General features: G+C 73.7%; 16 protein-coding genes. 2 read left to right on the forward strand and 14 right to left on the reverse strand.

Features of this window, described 5'->3' with window-relative positions:
• Positions 1–64: 64 nt before the first annotated feature.
• Both otnK and ACSIH6_RS19170 read left to right on the forward strand, forming a co-directional pair.
• Positions 65–1,315, forward strand: coding sequence for a 3-oxo-tetronate kinase (gene otnK, locus ACSIH6_RS19165; protein WP_435109671.1), 1,251 nt, complete (start codon positions 65–67; stop codon positions 1,313–1,315).
• Positions 1,312–1,962 carry a class II aldolase/adducin family protein gene (locus ACSIH6_RS19170; protein ID WP_435109672.1) on the forward strand — a complete coding sequence of 217 codons (651 nt, stop codon included), beginning with the start codon at positions 1,312–1,314 and terminating at the stop codon, positions 1,960–1,962. The genes otnK and ACSIH6_RS19170 overlap by 4 nt, the downstream gene beginning before the upstream one ends.
• A gap of 147 nt (positions 1,963–2,109) precedes the next feature.
• Here the strand turns inward: ACSIH6_RS19170 and ACSIH6_RS19175 are convergent, their stop codons facing one another.
• From ACSIH6_RS19175 to ACSIH6_RS19240, 14 genes are all read right to left on the reverse strand, one after another.
• Positions 2,110–3,306, reverse strand: a complete 1,197-nt coding sequence (locus ACSIH6_RS19175) for a cation:proton antiporter domain-containing protein (protein ID WP_435109673.1) — start codon at positions 3,304–3,306, stop codon at positions 2,110–2,112.
• Positions 3,307–3,476: 170 nt separating this feature from the next.
• Positions 3,477–4,880: an alkaline phosphatase family protein gene (locus tag ACSIH6_RS19180; protein ID WP_435109674.1), complete on the reverse strand. Its 1,404-nt coding sequence runs from the start codon at positions 4,878–4,880 to the stop codon at positions 3,477–3,479.
• Positions 4,881–4,906: 26 nt separating this feature from the next.
• Positions 4,907–6,073: a metabolite traffic protein EboE gene (eboE, locus tag ACSIH6_RS19185; RefSeq protein ID WP_435109675.1), complete on the reverse strand. Its 1,167-nt coding sequence runs from the start codon at positions 6,071–6,073 to the stop codon at positions 4,907–4,909.
• Positions 6,070–6,945, reverse strand: coding sequence for a TatD family hydrolase (locus ACSIH6_RS19190; RefSeq protein WP_435109676.1), 876 nt, complete (start codon positions 6,943–6,945; stop codon positions 6,070–6,072). Before ACSIH6_RS19190 ends, eboE begins: the two co-directional genes overlap by 4 nt.
• Positions 6,945–7,622, reverse strand: a complete 678-nt coding sequence (locus tag ACSIH6_RS19195; protein WP_435109677.1) for an EboA domain-containing protein — start codon at positions 7,620–7,622, stop codon at positions 6,945–6,947. Before ACSIH6_RS19195 ends, ACSIH6_RS19190 begins: the two co-directional genes overlap by 1 nt.
• Positions 7,619–8,473, reverse strand: a complete 855-nt coding sequence (locus tag ACSIH6_RS19200) for a sugar phosphate isomerase/epimerase family protein (protein ID WP_435109678.1) — start codon at positions 8,471–8,473, stop codon at positions 7,619–7,621. Before ACSIH6_RS19200 ends, ACSIH6_RS19195 begins: the two co-directional genes overlap by 4 nt.
• Positions 8,470–9,348 (reverse strand): SCO3242 family prenyltransferase, encoded by an 879-nt coding sequence (locus ACSIH6_RS19205; RefSeq protein WP_435109679.1) that lies wholly within the window; start codon positions 9,346–9,348, stop codon positions 8,470–8,472. The genes ACSIH6_RS19200 and ACSIH6_RS19205 overlap by 4 nt, the downstream gene beginning before the upstream one ends.
• Positions 9,345–10,502, reverse strand: coding sequence for an inositol-3-phosphate synthase (locus ACSIH6_RS19210; protein WP_435109680.1), 1,158 nt, complete (start codon positions 10,500–10,502; stop codon positions 9,345–9,347). Before ACSIH6_RS19210 ends, ACSIH6_RS19205 begins: the two co-directional genes overlap by 4 nt.
• A gap of 47 nt (positions 10,503–10,549) precedes the next feature.
• Positions 10,550–11,290 carry a hypothetical protein gene (locus tag ACSIH6_RS19215; protein ID WP_435109681.1) on the reverse strand — a complete coding sequence of 247 codons (741 nt, stop codon included), beginning with the start codon at positions 11,288–11,290 and terminating at the stop codon, positions 10,550–10,552.
• Positions 11,291–11,466: 176 nt separating this feature from the next.
• The gene (locus tag ACSIH6_RS19220; protein ID WP_435109682.1) at positions 11,467–15,801 is read right to left on the reverse strand and encodes a ThuA domain-containing protein; all 4,335 of its coding nucleotides are present in this window, start codon (positions 15,799–15,801) and stop codon (positions 11,467–11,469) included.
• A 578-nt stretch (positions 15,802–16,379) separates the two neighbouring features.
• Positions 16,380–17,213, reverse strand: a complete 834-nt coding sequence (locus ACSIH6_RS19225) for an ABC transporter ATP-binding protein (protein ID WP_435109683.1) — start codon at positions 17,211–17,213, stop codon at positions 16,380–16,382.
• Positions 17,210–18,244: a FecCD family ABC transporter permease gene (locus tag ACSIH6_RS19230; protein WP_435109684.1), complete on the reverse strand. Its 1,035-nt coding sequence runs from the start codon at positions 18,242–18,244 to the stop codon at positions 17,210–17,212. The genes ACSIH6_RS19225 and ACSIH6_RS19230 overlap by 4 nt, the downstream gene beginning before the upstream one ends.
• A complete protein-coding gene (locus ACSIH6_RS19235; RefSeq protein ID WP_435109685.1) occupies positions 18,241–19,284 on the reverse strand; it encodes a FecCD family ABC transporter permease in 1,044 nt (347 codons plus the stop codon). The genes ACSIH6_RS19230 and ACSIH6_RS19235 overlap by 4 nt, the downstream gene beginning before the upstream one ends.
• Complete coding sequence (locus tag ACSIH6_RS19240) at positions 19,281–20,321, reverse strand: iron-siderophore ABC transporter substrate-binding protein (protein ID WP_435109686.1); 1,041 nt, start codon at positions 20,319–20,321, stop codon at positions 19,281–19,283. The genes ACSIH6_RS19235 and ACSIH6_RS19240 overlap by 4 nt, the downstream gene beginning before the upstream one ends.
• Positions 20,322–20,627 lie beyond the last annotated feature (306 nt).

The raw sequence follows: 20,627 nt of genomic DNA on the forward strand, positions 1-20,627 counted from the left end.
CACCGGGCCGCACGGTGCGCCGGAACCCGCCCCCGTCCGTTCGACCCGACCATCAGGAGTACACATGGCGACCCTCGGCGTGATCGCCGACGACCTCACCGGAGCGACCGACGTCGCGATCGCCCTCACCGCGTCCGGCCACCGGACCACGGTCGTCCTGGACTCGCGGACCCCCGGCGGGGCCGACCCCGTCGCCGCCGCGGCGGAGGAGGCCGACGCCGTCGTGGTGGCCCTGAAGTCGCGCACCACGCCCGTCGACGCGGCGGTCGCGGCCTCGCTGGACGCCCTCGACCGGCTGCGGAGCGCGGGGTGCGAGCGGTTCTACCTCAAGTACTGCTCGACCTTCGACTCCACCCCGGACGGCAACATCGGTCCGGTCGCGGAGGCGGTGCTCGACGCCCTGGGCGAGGACGTCACGGTCATCGCACCCGCCTTCCCCGCCAACGGGCGCACCGTCTACCGCGGCCACCTCTTCGTGGGGGACGACCCCCTCGACGAGTCCCCGATGCGCCACCACCCGCTCACGCCCATGACCGACTCCAGCCTCCCGCGCCTGCTCGCCCCCCAGGTCAGCGGCGGTGAGGCCGACGTCGCGCTGGTGCCCTGGCCGGTGGTGGCCCAGGGGGCCGACGCGGTGCGCGACGCCATCGCGCGGGCCGGTGCCGAGGGGGCCCGGTTCGTGGTCGTCGACGCCCTGACCGACGCCGACCTGCGCACGCTCGCCGACGCGACGCGGGACCTGCGCCTGCTGACCGGCGGCAGCGCCCTCGCTCAGGGGCTTCCCGGCCCCCACGGGTCGGGCCGTCTGCCGCTCACGCCGCCCGAGGGGCCGCGCGTCGTGCTCTCGGGCAGCGCCTCGCGGGCGACCCAGGGCCAGGTGCGCCACGCCCTCGTCCAGGGCGGGGGACACCACCTGCTCCCGGCGGACCTGCGCGGGGACTTCGGGGCGACGGTGTCACGGGCCGTGGACCGCGCCCTGGAGGGCGGCGCGTCCCCGTTCGTGGTGTACGCGACCGCCGCGCCCGAACACGTCGTGGACACCGCCGACGCGCCGCTCATCGAGGAGGCGCTGGCCGAGATCGCCGAACGCCTGGTCACCGCGGGAGTGCGCGCGCTCCTGGTGGCGGGCGGGGAGACGAGCGGAGCCGTCGTGCGGCGCCTGGGCGTGGCCTCGCTCGCGCTGGGACCCGAGATCGACCCGGGCGTCGCGTGGACGCTCGGACACAGGAACGGTGAGGACGTCCAACTGATGCTCAAGTCCGGCAACTTCGGCCGCGAGGACCTGTTCGTCCGCGCCTGGGAGGGGGACAAGTGAACCGCGAAGCGCGCGAGGCCGCCCGGGAGCTGTGCGCGGCGGGACGCCGCGCCGTCGACCTGGGGCTCAGCCCGGGGGCCTCGGGCAACGTGTCCGCACGGGCCGGGGGGCTGACGCTGATGAGCCCCACGGGGGTCTCCCTGCGCGACCTCGACCCCGAGGACCTGTCCGTCCTGGACGAGGCGGGGGAGCACGTCGCCGGTCCGCCGCCCTCCAAGGAGTTCCCGCTCCACCTGGCGATGTACCGGCGGGTCGTGGACGCGGGGGCCGTCGTCCACCTGCACTCGCCCCACGCCTGCGCGGCCTCGTGCCTGCCCGCCTGGTCGGAGGCCTCCGCGCTGCCGCCCGTCACGCCCTACCTGGTCATGCGGGTCGGCCAGGCGCCCCTGGTGCCCTACGCGGCGCCGGGCAGCGACCGGCTCGCCGACAACCTCTCCTCCCTGCCCGGACGGTTCCGCGCCGCCCTGCTCGCCAACCACGGTTCGATCGTGGCCGCCGCGGGCCCGGCGGCGGCCCTGGACGGCGCCATCGAGCTGGAGGAGGCCTCGCGCATCGTGGTGTCCCTGCGGGGGAGTGAGTTCTCGGTGCTCTCGCCCGAGGACGTGCGCGAGCTGACCGGGCGCTACGGCACCGACTGGGACCTGTGACTCCGCGTCGGGGGTGACCCTTCCCGCCCGCCCCACCCCGTCCGGCTCCGTCCGCGACGACGGGGCGGGCGGCGGGCCTCGGTGGTCGGGCCGGGCCCGCACCGATCGCCTCCCGGGAGGGTGCGACGACGGCGGGTCGTCGCTGCGCTAACGGCGGGCGTACATCCGGCGCAGGGGCGAGGCGGTGACACCGTGCGCGACCACGCTGGCCGTGACGGCCAGCGTGACGGCGGCGAACAGGCGCGGGTCGTGCACGCCCTCGTGGGCCGAGTGCGCCGCGTAGAAGAGCGCGCTGACGCCCATCGGGCCGAACCACCCGGCGAAGGCCGCGTCGCGCGGCCGCAACCCCAGGGGCCGCGTCAGGACCATGAGCACGGGCGGACGGCGCAACAGCAGGACGGCCAGCACGAAGGCGAGCGCGGCCGGTCCGAAGCCGGCCCACTCCCGCCACGGCAGGACCGCGCCCAGCAGGACGAACACGGGCAGGGCCAGGTAGCGGTTGACCGCCTCGTCGATGTTCTGCTGCGGGCCGCGCTCCCCCTTGCGCACCGTCCGGTTGTAGGCCAGCCCCGCGACGAAGACGGCGAGCACACCGCCCACCCCGATCAGCCGGGCCACCCCGAGCACGGCGACGGCGAGCAGCAGTGTGAAGACGAGCGCGGGCCCGTCCTCCAGCTCCCGGCGACGGGTGGCCGCCTCCATCGCCTTTCCCGCGGCCGCTCCCAGGACCACGCCCAAGGCCACGGACCCCAGGATCTCCCACGCCAGGCGTCCCGCCACGTCGACGGGACCGGCGGAGGGCAGCACGGCGGCCACCGTGATCCCGACCAGGGCCAGGGCGAGCCCGTCGTTGGCCCCGCTCTCCCCGGTGAGGAGCTTGCGCAGGCGTTCGGACAGGTCGCGCTGGGCGGGCTTCCCGGTCACCACCGACGCGGCGAGCACCGGGTCGGTAGGGCACAGGCAGGCGCCCACCAGCGCCGCCAGGGCCAGGGGAAGGCCGAGCGACAGCGCCGCGGCGCCGGTCACGGCCGCCGCGACCGGCATGACGACGCACAGCAGCAGCGCCAGCGGGGCCACCAGCCCGCGCAGCGAGGTCACCGGGAACCGCAGTGCGGCCGTCATGACCGAGGCCGCCAGCAGGACGCGGGTTCCCTCCAGGAGGAGGGCGTCCCGCGTCTCGGCGGACAGCGTCAGCAGACCGAGCGCGTAGGGGCCCAGGGCCACGCCGAGCAGCAGGGCGAGGAGCGGCTCACTCAGGGGCAGTTCCCGGAAGCGGTCGCTGAACAGTGCGAGGAGCACGCTGAGCGTGCCGACGGCCGCGTACGCCAGGGGGAGCGGGTCCATGGACCTCCTTCGTCACCTCGTGTCCGTTCCGGTCGCGGAGGCGGTGCGTCGACACCTCCGCCGGAGCAGGGTAGCGGCCGCGTGCGCCTTCGCGCCGTATCCGGACCGGGGAGTCGAAGACCAGACGGCAGACCGAAGAGGTCATCGGCCTGCCGCCTGACATGGAAGCGTTACCGTGAAGGGGACGGCCCCGCCGGTGCCGGCACACCGGCGAGACCGAGTATGAGGTCACGGACCTCGGTGGCCGCGACGCGTTCCCGGGCGAAGCCCGGATCGGAGCACAGCACCAGGGGACCGTCGTCGGGGTCCTCGTGCGCGCGCCCGTGGGTGCCGCGCACACAGCCCGGGTCGAGCGGGACCACGTTCATGGCGTAGCGCAGGCCGGCCTTCTTGCGCACGAGGTTGGTCGCCGCGCGCGCCCTGACGAACCGGTCCGCGGGGTCCAGGAAGAGCTCGGCGGGGTCGTAGCCCGGCTTGCGGTGGATGTCCACGCCCCGCGCGAAGTCCGGTGCCGCCCCGTCGCGCAGCCAGTAGTAGTAGGTGAACCAGGCGCCCGGGTCGGCCACGAGGACGAGCTCGCCGGAGCGCTCGTGGTCCAGGCCGTGCTCCGCCTGCCCGTCGCGGTCCAGGACCAGGTCCACCCCCTCCACCCCGGCGAGGAGGCGGGCGACCCCGGACACGTCGCCGGGGTCGCGGACGTACACGTGGGCGCACTGGTGGTCGGCCACCGCGAAGGCGCGCGACTCCCACGGGTCCAGGTACTCCATCCCGTGCTGGGTGTACACCTCCAGCAGTCCGGCCTCGCGCAGCACCCGGTTGACGTGCACGGGCCTGTCGGCGGGGGTGATGCCGTACTCGCTCAGGACCATCACGGCGGTGCCCGAGCGCTCGGCGTCGTCCAGCAGGGGCGTCAGGGCCGCGTCCATGTCGACCACCGCCCGGCGGGCCCGCTCCGAGTCGGGGCCGTACCGTTGCAGGTCGTAGTCCAGATGGGGGACGTAGCACAGGGTCAGGTCGGCCCGCGGCATCAGCCTGCGGGTCGCGGCCACGATCCACTCGGTGGAGCGGATCGAGGCGGTCGGCCCCCAGTAGTGGAAGAGCGGGAAGGGCCCCAGCTCAGCGGTCAGCTCGTCGTGGAGCGCGGGCGGACGGGCGTAGCAGTCGGGGGACTTGCGCCCGTCGGCGTGGTAGACCGGCCTGGGCGTGACGGTCCAGTCGGTGGTGGCGCCCATGGCGTACCACCAGCACACGTTCGCGGTGCGAAAACCCGGCCGGTGGCGTCGGGCGGTCTCCCACACCTTCTCGCCCTGGACCAGGCGGTTGTGCTGGCGCCACAGGTACACCTCGCCCAGGTCCCGGAAGTACCAGCCGTTGCCGACGGCGCCGTGCCCCGCCGGGGTCCGGCCGGTCAGGAACGTGGACTGGACGGTGCAGGTGACGGCGGGCAGGACGGTCTCCAGCGGGGCCTGCCAGCCCTTCTCGGCCACGGCCCGGAGCCGGGGCGCGTGCCGTAGCAGCCGGGGTGTGAGCCCGACCGCGTCGACCACGAGCAGGCGCGGTTCCTCCGTCGGCATGGGGGTGTCCCTTCGGTTCGGGGGTGTCAGAGGAGGGTCAGGCCGAGGTCGGTCAGGCGGTCGCGGGCCCAGGCCACCTCGGCGGCGATGCCCTCGGTGAGGCCCTTGCCGTCGGCGGGGCGCAGCTCCTCGGGCAGCACCGACCAGGTGTAGGTCTCCACCTCCACGTGGTCGGTGCGCGCGCCGCCGGGCCCCAGGAGGCGGCCCAGGGTGTCGGTGAGGTGGTCGGTGGTCCCGCGCAGCGGGGCGGTGGCGGGGGCGTGCAGGGGCACGTGGAAGTGGGTGCGCCAGGGCGCGCCATCGGGCAGGGGAGCGGCGTCGCCCAGGGCCTCGTGCAGGTCGTCGCGGCCCTCCCGCGCGCCGTCCTCACCATGTGCGCGCGTCTGGTGCAGGAAGCGGTCCTCGGTGAAGGCGGCGAGGGCCTCGCGCGCGGCAGGGTCGGCCGGGTCGGGGACCTCCACGGCCGCCGACGCCTGGGTCTTGACCACGGGCAGGCCCGCGGCGCGGAGCCGGTCCAGGGCCGCCCCCGGCTCCTCGAAGGCCGTCGCGAGGTGGCAGGTGTCCAGACACACGCCCACGTGCGGCGGCGGGTCCCTGAGCAGGAGGGCCGCGTCCCGGGTGGTCTCGACGACGCACCCGGGTTCGGGTTCCAGCCCCACCCGCACCGGCCGCCCCTGCCGTGCCAGGTCCTCCAGGGCTTCGGAGAGTTCGGCCAGGTGCGCGCGGGCGGTGGCCAGGCGGTCGGGATCCCACGGTTCGCGCCAGGCCAGGGGGAGGGTGGAGACGCTGCCCCGCGCGGCGTCGTCGGGGAGCAGCCGCGCCAGCACCCGGGCGCAGTCCACCGTGTAGTCCAGCCTGGCCCGGTCGGTCCAGTCGGGGTGGTACACGGCCCGCTTGACCACGGGAGCGTGGAACCCGGTGTAGGGGAAGGCGTTGAGGGTCACCGTCTCCAGCCCCGCGGCCCCCAGCTCCGCGCGCAGCCGGTCGGTCAGGCGCGGGTCCGCCGCCAGCTCCCGGGCCAGCGGAGCGGGCAGCCACAGGCCCAGGCCGAGCCGGTCCGCGCCCAGGGCCTCGCGCACGCCGCCGCCGTGGACGCGGATCTGACGCAGGACGCCGTCCAGGTCCTCGGCCGGGTGCACGTTGGTGCAGTAGGCGAGGTGGACGACCGTGCCGTCGGGGTGGCGCAGCCTCACGCGGCACCTCCGCCCGCGCGCTCGCCGCGCAGCACCGAGTTCCCCGAGTAGGTCGCGGTGTGGTCGGCCCCGTGCACGTCGTCCAGCAGCAGGCGTCCGCTGCGGCCGTAGAACTCCACGGGGTTGTCCCACAGCACCCGTTCGACGTCGCGGTCGGTGAAGCCCGCGGCGAGCATGGCCTCGCCGGTGCGCAGGGTGGCCAGCGGATCGCTGCGGCCCCAGTCGGCGGCCGAGTTGACCACCATCCGCTCCGGGCCCCACTCCGACAGGACGCGGACCATGCGCTCCGGGCTCATCTTGGTGTCGGGGTAGATGGAGAAGCCCAGCGTGCACCCCGACTCGTGCACCATGGCCACGGTGGCCTCGTTGAGGTGGTCCACGAGCACCCGCTCGGGCGCGAGGCCCGACTCGGCGACCAGCTGGAGGGTGCGGCGGGTCCCCTCCACCTTGTCGCGGTGCGGGGTGTGCACCAGGACGGGCAGCTCGAACTCCCCGGCCAGCTCCAGCTGGTGGCGGAAGGCCCTCTCCTCCTCGGCGGTGCGGGAGTCGAAGCCCACCTCGCCCACCGCCACCACGCCGTCCTTGGCCAGGTAGCGGGGAAGCAGGTCCAGCACCCCCTCCAGGCGGGGGTCGTTGGCCTCCTTCGGGTTGAGCGCGATCGTGCAGTGGTGGCGGATCCCGAACCGCTCGGCCCGGAACCGCTCCCAGCCCACGAGGCCGTCGAAGTAGTCGCGGAACGAGCTCACGCCGGTCCGGGGCTGGCCCAGCCAGAACGACGGCTCGACCAGCGCGCGCACCCCGGCGGCGTACATCGCCTCGTAGTCGTCGGTGGTGCGCGAGGTCATGTGGATGTGCGGGTCGAAGATACGCATCACGCCTCCGTTCGGTGGGTGTCCAGGCGGGCGGCCTGCCCGGGGAAGCGCCGCAGCACGAGGTGGACGTCGGCGGGGACCGGCCGCCCCGCCAGAACCCGCTCCTCGGCGTGGTCGGCGCACATGCGCGCCAACTCCTCGTCGGCGCGGTCGGGCAGTCCGGCCGCCGACCCCAGCGGCACCCCGGTGAACAGGCACTTGAGGATTCCCTGACGCCAGGAGTCCGCGTCGAGCAGGGCCGTCGCCGCGCTGGAGGCCGCCGCCGCGACCAGCCGGGTGTCGTTGGTGCGCATCGCGTCGGCCAGCAGCTCGCGCGCCGCGCCGGCCAGCTCCTCCCGGCCGGCGCCGAGCACGTCGAGCACGTCCAGGCCCCGCAGGACGGCACGCCGCTCACCCGCGTCACCGTGGTGGTACAGCTCGCGGACCTCCCGGGCCAGCTCCGGCGGGGCCAGGGCACCGGCCAGCGCGCTCAGCAGCGCCACGCGCGCCAGGTCCTCCAGGGTCGGCCCGGCCACCCCGTCGGGGTCGCCGGAGGGACCGGCCCCCCGTGCCACGCTCCTGGCCGCCGCGGGGAAGAGCACGGCGATCCGCGCGGGCCGCTCCCGCACCCGCCCGACCTGGGTGGCGAGGGCCTCGCGCGCCGCGGCCGTGTCCAGGAAGGCGTACTCCCCGCTCACGCGTCCGCCCTCCGCCCGCGTGAGTCGGCCAGCGCCCGGGTGAGCGCGCGGATCGACCGCTCGGCCACCAGGGGAGCGGCGTGCCCGTGGCGGGGCAGCTCCACCGACGCCAGGCCCCGGTAGCCGACATCCTCCAGGGCGCCCAGGACTCCGGGCAGGTCGATCTCGCCGTCGCCGAACTCCAGGTGCTCGTGCGTGCCCGGCCGCATGTCGTCCAGCTGCACGTTGGCGATCAGGGCCCCGGCGCGCCGGACGGCGCCCTCGGGACCGTCCGGCTCGTTGCACACGCCGTGCCCGACGTCGACCGTCACCCGCAGTCGCGGCGGGTCTCCGAGCCGGTCGCGCAGCTCCAGCGCGTCGGCCACCCGTTCGGCGAACATGCCGGGCTCGGGTTCGAACGCGCAGTCCACGCCGAGGTCGTCGGCGGTGGCCAGGACACGTTCCACGCCGGAGGTCAGCCGCGACCAGCCCCGCTCCCGGCTCACCCCCGCCGGGAGGACGCCCGACCAGAAGGAGACGGCCTCGGCCCCCAGGTCGTCGGCGATGCGCACCGCGCGGCGCAGCAGGTCCACCCGCAGGTCGGCGCCCTCGTCGGAGACCAGGGTGGGTTCGTGCTTGCGGCGCGGGTCCATCAGGTAGCGGGCGCCGGTCTCCACGACCACCGCCAGGCCCAGGTCGGACAGCCGCCGACCGATCCGGGCCGTGCGCGCGAAGGCGTCCGGCGCGAAGGGGTCCAGGTGCGGGTGGTCCAGCGTCAGCCCCACCCCCTCGTAGCCGAGGTCGGCGATGATGGCGAGCGCGTCGTCCAGCCGGTGGTCCCAGAAGCCGTTGGTGCCGTATCCGAACCTCACGTGAACGACACCGCCTTGGACGCTCGCGCCGCCACGGGTGCGCCCACGGCGAGCGCGCACGCGACGTTCGGCGCGCCGTACCCGGCCAGCAGGGCCGCCTGGAGCGGGATCATCCCCCGGATGCCCACACCCGTGGCCGTGCGCGCGTTGTGCGCCTCGGGTTCGACCAGCGCCCGGACCTGGGCCGATCCCACCCTCACCGCGAAGACCCCCGCGAGCGAACCCGCCAGGACCCTCTCCGCGACGCCGCCCGCCGCACGTCCGGGGGCGGGCCGGGCGGGCGCGGCGGCGAGCGCGGCGCTGGCCAGGGTGCACAGCAGCGCCCCCGCCGCGACGCAGGGCCGCGTCCCGTGCACCTCGCCCCGGCTCAGGGCGGTCACCCCGAGCGTGTGGGCGGCCATCGCCAGCGCGGGCCTGGCCGCGTCGGCGGGGCGCGCGCCCGCGCCCAACAGCACGTCCAGCCCCCGGGCCGCCGCCATGCCCAGCGGTGCCAGCGGTGTCCTCTTGAGGAAGAGGTCGTAGCCCCACACGGTGGCAGTCAGGGCCGCGGCCACCCCCGCGGCCCGGCGTCCGCCCGCCGCCGCGGCCAGACCCACGCCCGTCACGGTCAGCCCCGAGGCGACGGCCAGGGCCTCGCCGGGACGGACCGCCCCGGAGGGGATGGGGCGTTCGGGGCGCTCGACCGCGTCCACCTCCCGGTCGGCGTAGTCGTTGAGGGCCATGCCCGCCCAGTACAGGCAGACCGAGGCCGCGGGCAGCGCCCAGGCCCCGGGGCCGCGCAGGCCGCCCGCCGCCGCGGCACCGGCCAGGGTGTCGCCGGGAACGCTCAGCGCCGCGGGCAGGCGCACCAGTCTCGCCAGGTCGCGTGCTCTCATTCGTCCTCCTCCGCCGGTGCCGCGCACCAGGACGTCAGGGCCCGCCACTGTTCGGCGAGGCCGTGTTCGCGGGTGCCCACGGGATCCTTGAAGAAGAAGGCCAGCTCCGGAACGGGGCCGACCCGGCCCCGCCGGTGGGCGTGGGCGGTCAGCCGCGCCAGGTCCAGCACCAGGGGCGCGGCCAGTGCCGAGTCGTAGCCCGACCAGGTGAACTGGAGGGTCATCCGCGCCCCCAGGAACCCCTCGAAGGAGACGTGGTCCCAGGCGACCTTGGCGTCCCCCAGGTCGGGGACGTAGTCGATGTGCAGGGGCCCGTCCGGCCCGTGGCCGAGCATGTGCTCCAGCCCCCGGGCCTTGGACGCGAGCTTGCTCTCGGCGTTGGCCGGGTCGGCCAGGGTGGCGCCGTCGCCGCCGCCGAGCAGGTTGACCGAGGACCACGAGCGCACGTGCAGCGCCCGGGCGGCGAACATCGGCGCCAGCGCGCTCTTGACCAGGGTCTCCCCGGTCTTGCCGTCGGACCCGGCCCACGGCACGCCCGAGCGCTCGGCGAGCCGCGCCAGGGCGGGCAGCCGGGGCCCGGTGTTGGGCGTGAACTCCACGAACGCGCAGCCCGCGCGCAGGGCCGCGTACGCGTACGCGGAGCTGGCCGGGATCCGCGCGGTCCCGGCGTCCAGGGCCGCCTCCAGCGCGTCGGCGTCGCCGTGCTCGGCGTGAGGTTCGGGCCGGGGCTCGGTGCTGGACAGGTCCACCACCACGACGCGTTCGAGCGCCTCCCGCTCGGCGAACTCGCGCAGGTCCGCCTCCAGGCGGTCCACGTCCCGGCGCCCCACTCCGGCGGAGGCGGCGTCCAGGCCCCGGCGCAGACCGTGCTCGGTCCGGTCCAGCTCGTCGGCGAAGGCCGGTGGCAGGTGCGCGGGCAGCACCCCCGCACGGGCCAGCCGCTCGGCGCTCTCGCGCAGGCGGATCTCGGAGACGTCGTGGCCGCCGAAGACCAGGTCACCGATCCCGGGCAGGCGCGCCGGGGCGAACTCGGGGCGCTCGGTCACGCACCCCGTCCGCCCCGACGCGCCGGACCGCACCGCGAGGGCTCCCAGGACGGCGGTGGTCGCCACCGATCCGCGTGCTCCGATCAGCCATACTCCGACTCGCGTCAACGCATGCTCCCCTCTGCGTGCCTTCGGGCGTTCTGGGAACGGTGTGGTCACTGGTCGCCGCTGTCGGCGCCGCCCTCCACCGGCGCGCCGCTCTCACCGGCCTCCGCGCCGTCGGGGCCCAGGGCGCCGCTGCCGGGCGCCGCGGGCAGGTACAGGTGGACGTGGCCGTGGCCGGACTCGACACTGACCATGTCCAGCTGGGTGGCCGCCACCGACCAGCCACGGACCGCCTGGGTGCGCAGGTCCCCGGCCAGCTCCAGCAGCTCCGCCCGCTGTTCGTCCTGGGCGCGCTCGGCGTTGGAGTAGGCCACGACCGCGGACCCCAGCAGGTCCACGGCGTTGGACAGCCCCGCGTGCGCGACGTTGTGGCCGGTGTTCCCGGACGGGGCGTCCTCGAAGTGGGCGGCCGCGTCGTGGACGGTCGTCAGCCAGGAGTCGACCTCCCCGGCGTCGGGGACGTCCCCGGCGGGGGTGGAACCGTCGGGTGGAACGGCCGCGTCCAGGCTCTCCACCACGGGCACCAGCTGCTCGTGCGCGGCGCTGGTGCGCTCGACGAGCTGGTCGACCTGCGCGCGGTCGCGCTCCTGCGAGGAGGCCTGGAGTTCGGCGACGCGCGCCGGGTCGGGGGCGGTGTGGTCGTCTCCGGTGAAGGAGAGGACGAGGACCGCGACGAGGGCGGCGACCACCAGGACGGATCCGGCGGTCAGCCCCCAGGTGAGCCTGGGCGAGGGGGTCTTCGTCGCCTCGCGGGACGGGTCGGGGGAGGAGAGGTCCTTCTTGGCGGACACCGTGACACCTTCTTCTCGTCGTACCTGGGGGCCAAGCGCCGCGACGTCGCGCTTCTTTCGGTGGGGCGCCACCGCGGGGGCTGCGGGGCCGGCCGGAACCGGCCCCGCCGTGGTCGCGGGACCCCCGGCGAACGCTCACCCCCGGGTGGGGGGCGGCGTCCGCCGGGGGCGTTCCGTCACTCGTCGTCGATGAGGGGACGCAGCCTGTCGGCCAGTTCCACCAGCTCCTCTCTCGCGGCCTCGTCGGCGACCGCCTCGGCCACCTCGACGAACCGGTCCAGGGCGCGCGTGGCCTGCCCGGTACGGCCGACGTCCAGGTGGTGTTCGGCCAGCTCCAGCTGCGGGGTCAGCCGACGCGCCTCGGACATGGTCAGCGCGCCGTCGGCCTCCAGGGCGTCGACGCGCTCCTGGACCTCGGCGAACGTGACCGGTTCGACCGCGTCCAGCTCCTGGACCCGGACGTCGCGGAAGAGCACCCGGTCGGCGTCGCCGTGGTTCTGCAACCCGATGTGGCCCGAGGCCAGGTCGCGTGCCGGGTCGGTGCTCTCGAACTCGTTCACCAGCTCCCCGTTGATCCACACGCGGATCATCGGGTCGGCCACCTCGATCTCCATCTCGTTCCACTCGCCGATCCGCGCGGGGTGGGAGTCGGCCGCCTGGAAGTCGTAGACGGCACCGGTCTGGTGGATCGGGTCACCGTCGGGAGCCCCGTAGCCGTCGATCTGGATCTCGTAGCCCTCCTCGACGGCGACCCAGGGGTCGTCCCCGGGAGCGGGGAAGCCGACGAAGACACCGGAGTTGTCCGTCTCCTCGGAGGCGAGGAAGTCCAGCTTCAGCCGGTAGGACTCCATCTCCGTCTCGTGCCAGAGCAGCCCCATGCCGCCCTGGGTCTCCAGGGCACAGCCCTCGCCGTCGTCGACGACGCCGAAGCCGCCCGGGCCCGCCATGGTCCACCCGTCGAGCGACGCGCCGTCCCACAGGGGGGTGTAGCCGTCCTCGGCCTCGGGCGGGGCGCACTCCGGCGGCTCGGTGCCGCCCGCCTCGACCGTGATGGTGGCGGTGTCGGAGGCGCCGGTGTCGCCGTCGCCGTCGGTGGCCACGGCGCTGACCTCGTACTCGCCCGCGGTGGCCCCCTGCCAGGTCGCCGTGTAGGGGCCCTCGGTCACCGTGGCGACGACCTCGTCGCCGACGAGGAAGTCCACCTTCTCCACACCGGCCTCGGCGTGGTCGGTGACCTCGGCGGAGAGGGGAACGTCCTCGCCCTCCTCGAAGACCGCCCCGTCCTGCGGGCTGGTCAGCTCGGTCTGGGGGCCGTGCTCCCCGTGGCCGTCCAGGACCGCCTCGAAGTAGTTGACGTTGAACAGGCCGTCCTCGACGGCGGGGCCCTCACCGTCGAAGACCAGGTACAGCGTGAAGGTCTCCCCGGGGTCGGTGACGTCCATGGTCACGTCGGCCCACTCCTGCCAGCCGCCGGTGGAGGGCACGTCGACGCTGCCGAGCAGTTCGCCGTCGGGGGCGTCCATGCGCGCCTCGATCGTTCCGCCCGCCCCCGCGGAGGCGACCCGGAACTCCATCTGCTCGACCCCGACCAGGTTGGTCGTGTCGTAGGCCGTCCAGTCGCCGTGGCCGATGTGGCTGACGTTGACCAGGCCGCCCTCGGCGTCCTCGGTGGGCTCGGTCCGGACCCCCTCGCTGTCGGTGAAGTACTGGGCCTGCGTCCGTGCGGGCTTGAGCGTGATCCCGTCGCTTCCGGTGAGGGCGGGCACCCCGTCCCCGCCGGAGTCGGTGTACTCGGCCTGCAACGCCCAGAAGATGTTCATGTCGTGCCCGTGGCCGCCGTCGACCTCGGTGAGGCTGACGTCCTCACAGCTGTCGTACTGGGTCCACGGGTGGGCGTGCCGGTCGTGGCCGAGCGAGGCCGTGACCGCGACGTCGCCGCAGTCGATGCCCGCGCCGACCGAGCCGTCCTCGGCGTCCTCCACGTCCACGGTGAAGGGGATCTCGTCACCCCAGTGGAAGAACTGTCCGTCCCGCGGGGTCTGGAAGGAGACGTCGGGCGCGGTGTTGCCCGCGGTGACCGTCGTGGTGGCCGTCCCCGTGCGCCCCTCGCCGTCGGTCACGGTGAGAACGACCGTGTACTCGCCCGCCTCCTCGAAGGTGTGGGTGGGCGAGACCTCGGTCGAGGTCTGGCCGTCGCCGAACGACCACGCGTACTCCATGGGCAGGCCGCCGGGGTGGTGGGAGCCCTCCGCGGAGAACTCCACCTCCAGCGGGGCCGGTCCCGAGGTCGTGGAGGCGCTGATGTCGGCCACAGGGGTGGTCCCGCCGCCGGTGTAGTCGATGCGCGAGAGCGCCGAGTCGTCGGCTCCGCCGAAGTAACCGGACCCGTACTCCAGCACGTACAGGGAGCCGTCCGGGCCGAACTCCATGTCCATGGGGTTGGCCAGGCTGATGTCGGGGACGGTCTCGGTGATGTCCAGGACGTCGCCGTCGTCGCCCAGGTGCACCTGCTTGATCCAGTCGCGGTCCCACTCGTAGAACAGCGGGATGCCGTCGTAGTACTCGGGCCACTTGGTGTCCGACTCCAGCTCGGGGTCGAACCGGTAGGCCGGGCCGCCCATCGGGGCGCCGCCGCCCGTGCCCAGCTGCGGGAACTCCTCCGACTCCTCGTAGCTGTACCAGATCGAGGCGGGGGTGACCGGGGGCAGCTCCTCCAGGCCGGTGTTGCGCGGGGAGTCGTTCACCGGCGCGGCGCAGTCGAACTCCTCGCCGGAGGTCCCGGAGGTGAAGTCGTAGTCGACGAACGCGCTGTTGTTACCGATGCAGTAGGGCCAGCCGATGTTGGCGGGCTCGGTGATGGCGTGCCAGGAGACCGTGTTCTGCGGTCCCCGCTCCGGGTCGGGCTCGTTGGCGTCGGGGCCGTAGTCGCCCAGGTAGACGGTGCCGTCCTCCTCGTCCACCGTGAACCGGAACGGGTTGCGCAGGCCCATGGCGTAGATCTCGGGCCGGGTCTGCTCGCCGCCGTACTCCTCCGGCGGGAAGAGGTTGCCCTCGGGGATCTCGTAGCCGCCGTCGTCGGTGGGCGTGATCCGCAGCAGCTTGCCGCGCAGGTCGTTGGTGTTGGCCGAGCTGCGCTGGGCGTCGAAGGCGGGGTTGCGCGACTCGCGCTCGTCGATGGGCGTGTAGCCGTCCGACCCGAACGCGCTGGTGTCGTCGCCCGTGGCCAGGTAGAGGTTGCCCTCGGCGTCGAAGTCGATGTGGCCGCCGACGTGGCAGCACATGCCCCGGTCGGTCCCGACCTCCAGCAGGACGTCCTCGCTGCCCAGGTCCAGGGCGGGGGAGTCCCCGTCCGTGAACTGGAAGCGGGAGAGGTTGTTGTGGCCCTCGTAGGGCTCGAAGTCCTCCGGTGAGCCGTCCGCGGGCGCCTCACCCGGCGGGATGCCCTCGATCACGGGCGCGTAGTACAGGTACACCCACCCGTTCTCCTCGAAGTCCGGATCCAGGGCGATGCCCTGTAGCCCGTCCTCGTCGTGGTTGTACACCGGGACCTGGGCGATCAGCTCGGTGGTGTAGGTGTCCGGGGACCACAGCCGCACATCGCCGCCGCGGGTGATGTGCATCACGCGGCCGTCGGGCAGGACCGCCAGGCCCATGGGTTCACCCACGGCGTCCTCGCCCTGCGCGAGGGTGACCTTCTCGAAGTTGTCCCACTGCGTGGCGCCGCAGTCGCCCTCGGCGGTCCCGGCCGCCCACCGCAGTCCGCCGAGCAGGTGCTGGGTGAACTCCGGCTCGGAGTAGGACTCGACGGTGTGGCCACCGCCGGTGTACCAGGACCGGCCGCCGTCGTAGGCCTGACACCAGGCGATCGGGTGGTCCCACCCCATCTGGCCCCCGGGATCGACCTGGTCGGCGTAGGAGTCCTCGTCGAGCCCGGCCAGGACGTGCACGTCGCCGCGGGGGGACAGGTCGAAGTCGTACCACTCGTCGCGGCGCTCCCAGCTGGCCGGAAGGTGCTCGGTGGAGGGGTGGACCCTGTCGTTGACCACCACCTGGGCGTCCTGTGTGCCGGGCGGGTGGCTGGAGAAGTAGCCGCCGACGAGGTCGCCGTACCACTCCCAGTCGTAGTGGGTGTCGGAGGCGGAGTGGACGCCGACGAAGCCGCCGCCGCCCTGGACGTAGCGCTCGAAGGCGCCCTGCTCTTCCTCGTTGAGCACGTCGCCGGTGGTGGACAGCCAGATCACCGCGTCGTAGGCGGCCAGGTCCTCGTCGTTGAACACCGAGGAGTCCTCGGTGTGCGCGGTCTGGAAGCCGTGCTCCTCGCCGAGCGCCTCGATGAGCGCGACGCCGTGGGGGATCGAGTCGTGCCGGAAGCCGGTGGTCTTGGAGAAGATCAGCGTGTTGAACGCGTCCTCACCGGTCTCGTCGGCGTGGGCGACCGGTGCGGTCAGGGTGAGCGCCATGGCGACACCCGACGCCAGCGCGCCCAGTGTCAGCAGGGGTCTCTTCTTCATACGGAACCTCACCTGGGGGGTGGGAGCGAATCGATGAGTCCGTGCGGCGTGCCGGCGCCGACGGCAGGGCGGCCCGGTGGTCGTGGCCCGGTGGGGGCCGTGTGGCTGCGACCGGTGGGCTGACGGGGAGTTCCTGCTATCAGGTGCGGGAAGCGGGGGTGCCGCCTCATCGGTCTCAGCCCATACCGGATCCTTTCCTCGCTGGACTTCACCTGGTGCAGGCGGTGCAGCTCTTGGTAACCGGCGAAGGCCATGCTGGCGGTCCGGAGACGCCACATCACCCAGCCTTGTGACCTGCCTCACCTGCTGCCTCGAACCGTACGCCGGGCTTATGTCGATCGTCAAGCAGAAGTTGTCAGTGCAGGTCGCAATAGGTGGAGTCCGGTCATCCAATAGGCCCTGGTCCGCAGGGGGATGCGGTGCGTGCTTTCCAGGTCTGCGAGTGCGCCTGATGTCACCCTTTGGGTTTGGTTTGTGACTCAGGGTGCTTGAATGGTGGCACACGGAGGCGCCGGTGGAGGCCGGAGCCCGGACCGGCTCCGGCCTCCACCGGCGCTACCTGTCCGGCGGGCGGGCCCTCACTCTGTCAGCTGCTCCTCCCCGCGTGCGGCCCCGGTGCCGTGGTACCTGCCCAGGGGCAGCATGAGGGGCCTTCCCGACGTGGGGTCGGTGATCACCTCGCTGCGCAGGCCGAACACGGCGTGCACCGTCTCTGGGGTGAGCACCCGCTCGGGCGTGCCCGCGGCGTGCAGCCGCCCGGACGCGAGCGCGATGAGGTGGTCGGCGTAGCGCGCGGCCAGGTTGAGGTCGTGCAGGACCAGCACGATCGTCGTCCCCAGTGAGCGGTTGAGGTCGGTGAGCAGGTCCAGGACCTCGACCTGGTGGCTGACGTCGAGGAACGTGGTCGGCTCGTCCAGCAGGAGCAGGTCCGTGCGCTGGGCCAGGGCCATCGCGATCCACACGCGCTGGCGCTGCCCGCCGGAGAGCTCGTCGACGGGCCTGTCGGCGAGGTCGACCGTCTGCGTCGCCTCCAGCGCCTCGGCCACGGCCTCGTCGTCCTCCCGGCTCCACCGCGAGAGCATCCTCTGGTGGGGGTGGCGGCCCCGCCCGACGAGGTCGCTCACGGTGATGCCCTCCGGGGCGATCGGCGACTGCGGCAGCAGCCCGAGCGTGCGCGCGAGCTCCTTGGACGGCAGGCGGTGCACCTCCTTGCCGTCCAGGAGCACGTGCCCGACCCGGGGCGCGAGCAGCCGCGACATCGAGCGCAGCAGCGTGGACTTGCCGCACGCGTTGGCGCCCACGATCGCGGTGATCCTCCCGGGCGGGATGGTCAGGTCCAGGGACTCGATGACGACGCGGTCCTTGTAGCCGAGCGTCAGGTCCTCGACGAGCAGCGAATGGGCCGTGGTCACAGCGAGCCTCCCACGCGGTTGGTGCGGACGATCAGGTAGACGAGGTAAGGGGCGCCGAGCACGCCGGTGACGACCCCGACCGGGTAGCGGGTCCCGAAGGCGAACTGCGCGCACAGGTCGGCGACCAGGATCAGCAGCGCCCCGACCAGCGCGGAGGGCACGAACAGGGAGCCGTTCGGTCCGACCAGGCGCGCCGCGATCGGCCCCGACAGGAAGGACACGAAGGCCACCGGCCCCGCCGCGGCGGTCGCGAAGGCGATGAGCCCCACCGCCGCGACGATCGCGACGAGCCGGGTCAGGTCCACGCGCACGCCCAGGGCCGATGCGGTGTCGTCGCCCAGCTGGAGCGCGGAGAGGTTGCCCGACTGGTGCAGGAGCACGGGGGAGAGCACGGCCAGCGCGACCAGCACCGGGACGGTCTGGTCCCAGCTGGCGCCGTTGAGGCTGCCGGTCAGCCACCGCATCGCCTCCTGGAGGTCCCACTGGGCGGCCTGGTCGAGGATGTAGTCGGTGACGCTGGTGAGCATGGCGGCGATGCCGATGCCGATCAGGATCAGGCGCGTCCCGGCCACCCCGTCCTTGAAGGACAGCCCGTACACGGCCAGCGCCACGAGCAGGCCCGCGACGATCGCGAAGGCCGACACCCCGGCCTCGCCGAGCGAGAGCACCACGATCGCGAACACGGCCGCCGCGCTGGCCCCCGCGCTGATGCCGATGATGTCCGGGCTGGCCAGGGGGTTGCGCAGCATGGTCTGGAACGTCACACCCGCGAGCCCGAAGCACAGCCCCGCCGCCACCGCGAGCACGGCCCGCGGCAGCCGGAGCCGTCCCACGGTGAACGAGGCGCCCGGCACGTCCTGGCCCAGGACCACCCGCACGACGTCGCCCAGCGGGTAGAAGGTCTGCCCGACCATCAGGGTCAGGGCGAACACGAGGACGATCGAGACGGCCAGGGCGGCGATCACGGCGCGCCGCCGGTACGCGCGGCGCACCCGGCCGCGGGTGACGGTCTCGACGGTGGAGGCGCTCACAGTGCACGAACCTTCTGACGGCGGACGATGTAGATGAAGAACGGGGCGCCGATCAGCGCGGTCACGATCCCCACGTCGATCTCCGCGGGGCGCGCCACGATGCGGCCGACCACGTCCGCCGCGGTCAGCAGGGCCGCGCCGGTGAGCGCCGAGAACGGGATCAGCCACCGGTGGTCCACGCCCACGAGCAGGCGGCACACGTGCGGGACGACCAGGCCGACGAAGCTGATCGGCCCGGTGACGGCGGTGCTCGCGCCGCACAGCACGACCGCGCCGACGAAGGCCGCGCCCCGGGCGAGGGCGACGCGTTCGCCCAGACCCGCGGCGAGCTCGTCGCCCAGCGCGAGGAGGTTGAGCGCACGCGCCGACAGCAGGCACACGACGAACCCGGCCAGGAGGAAGGGCAGCACCTGCGTGACGCTGTCGAAGGTCCCGCCGCCCACGCCGCCGATCTGCCAGGACCGGGCCCCGTCGGCGATGTCGGCGCGCGGGAGCACGACGGCCCTGATGAAGGAGGCCAGGGCCGCGGTGGTCGCCGCCCCGGCGAGGGCGAGCTTGAGCGGTGTGGCCCCGCCACGCCCCAGGGAGCCGATCGTGTAGACGAACACCGTGGTGACGCCCGCGCCGACGATCGCCACCCAGACGAAGCTGGTCGCGGAGGCCAGACCGAAGTAGGCGATGCCCGCGACGACGGCGAGCGAGGCGCCCATGGTCACGCCCAGGATGCCCGGGTCGGCCAGCGGGTTGCGGGTCACGCCCTGCATGACCGCCCCCGCCACGCCCAGGGCGGCGCCGGCGAGCACGGCCAGCAGGGTCCGGGGGATGCGCTTGGCCACAGCCGCCTGGTCGAAGTTCTCGGCCGCGCCGCCGAACGCCGCCACGACGGCCGTCCAGGGCACGTCGCGCGAGCCGACCACGACCGAGGCGAACATGAGCGCGGCCAGTGCGCCCAGCACCACCAGCAGCCACAGGGTTTTGCCGCGCCTCGGGCGCCGCACGACGGCGGCGCCCGAGACGGCGGGTGGGGTGTCCGTTGTCACTGCGCCCCGTCAGCGGCCTCGGCGAGGAGCGACAGGTAGTCGTCCAGGACCCACGAGATCGACAGCGGGGTCGGGTTCGCGGCCGTGCCCAGCGGGTCGTCACCGGGGAGGTTGACGACGGAGCCGTTCGCCACCGCGGGCATCTGCGACAGCAGCGGGTCACCCTCCAGGGTCTGCACCAGCTCCTCACCGCCGTAGGTGACGATGATGTCGACGTCGTTGAACGCGTCCGCCTGCTCGGCGCTCTGGCTCAGGGAGAACTGGTCGGTCTCGGCCGAGGCGGTCGCGATGCTCTCCGGGGTCTCCAGGCCCAGGTCTTCGAAGAACATGGCGCGCGTGTCGTGTGTGGTGTAGAAGCTGACCTCGCTCAGGTCCGTGGTGTCCACGTGGGTCAGGAACATCGCGGACCGGCCCTCGAACTGCGGGTACTCCGCGACCGAGTCCTCGATGTCCTGCTCCAGGCTGGCGATGAGCTCCTCGCCCTCGGCCGCCATGCCCAGGGCCTGGCTGTTGAGCTCGATCATCTCTCGCCACGGCGTTCCCCAGGCGGTCTCGGGGTAGGCGACCACGGGGGCGATCTCGCTCAGCGTGTCGTAGTCCTCCTGGGTCAGCCCGGAGTAGGCGGCCAGGATCACGTCCGGAGCGGTGTCCGCGACGGCCTCGAAGTCGATGCCGTCCGTCTCGTCGAACAGGACCGGGGTCTCCGCGCCCAGTTCGGTGAGCTTCTCCTCGACCCAGGGCAGCACGCCGTTGCCGTCGTCGTCGCCGAAGTCGGCGGAGGCCATGCCGACCGGCACGACTCCCAGGGCCAGCGGGACCTCGTGGTTGGCCCAGTTCACCGTGGCGACCCGCTCGGGCTTGGACTCGATGGTCGTCGTGCCGAGCGCGTGCTCGATGGTGACGGGGGTCCAGTCCCCGGAACCGCCGCCGTCCTCTCCACCGGAGGAGTCGGTGGAGCCGTCGGAGGAGCAGGCGGCGAGCGCCACGGTGAGCAGCGCGGCGGTGGAGAGCGCGGCCAGCCTTGAAACGCGGGGCATGGTTTCCTTCCCATCGTGGCCTTGGGGCCTCTTGCGGCCGTGGGGCCTCAGCCATGGCGGTGCCATGGTCCGGCTCCCGCACCGCCCCGGCGCGCGCACGGGGGTGTGCGTCCGGGAGGGGACCGGTCAGGTGCGGGGGGTGCGTGGGGACGGAGGTCCGGGGGCGCACACGCCGACCCGACCGCGGCGATGCCGGGAGATTAGGTTTGCCTAACCGAATTTAGGGTGTCCTTGGTGGGTTCGCAATCACGTAGATGCGACACCTTTTGTAGCGAATCGGACAAGAAGGGTATGGCGGGGGAGGCC

This window comes from Nocardiopsis synnemataformans (genome assembly GCF_965343085.1).
Lineage (GTDB): Bacteria > Actinomycetota > Actinomycetes > Streptosporangiales > Streptosporangiaceae > Nocardiopsis > Nocardiopsis alborubida.

Coding starts and splice junctions, on each gene's coding strand:
- otnK (WP_435109671.1), top strand. CDS start 65: ATGGCGACCCTCGGCGTGATCGCCGACGACCTCACCGGAGCGACCGAC.
- ACSIH6_RS19175 (WP_435109673.1), bottom strand. CDS start 3,306: ATGGACCCGCTCCCCCTGGCGTACGCGGCCGTCGGCACGCTCAGCGTG.
- ACSIH6_RS19180 (WP_435109674.1), bottom strand. CDS start 4,880: ATGCCGACGGAGGAACCGCGCCTGCTCGTGGTCGACGCGGTCGGGCTC.
- ACSIH6_RS19190 (WP_435109676.1), bottom strand. CDS start 6,945: ATGCGTATCTTCGACCCGCACATCCACATGACCTCGCGCACCACCGAC.
- ACSIH6_RS19205 (WP_435109679.1), bottom strand. CDS start 9,348: ATGAGAGCACGCGACCTGGCGAGACTGGTGCGCCTGCCCGCGGCGCTG.
- ACSIH6_RS19220 (WP_435109682.1), bottom strand. CDS start 15,801: ATGAAGAAGAGACCCCTGCTGACACTGGGCGCGCTGGCGTCGGGTGTC.
- ACSIH6_RS19240 (WP_435109686.1), bottom strand. CDS start 20,321: ATGCCCCGCGTTTCAAGGCTGGCCGCGCTCTCCACCGCCGCGCTGCTC.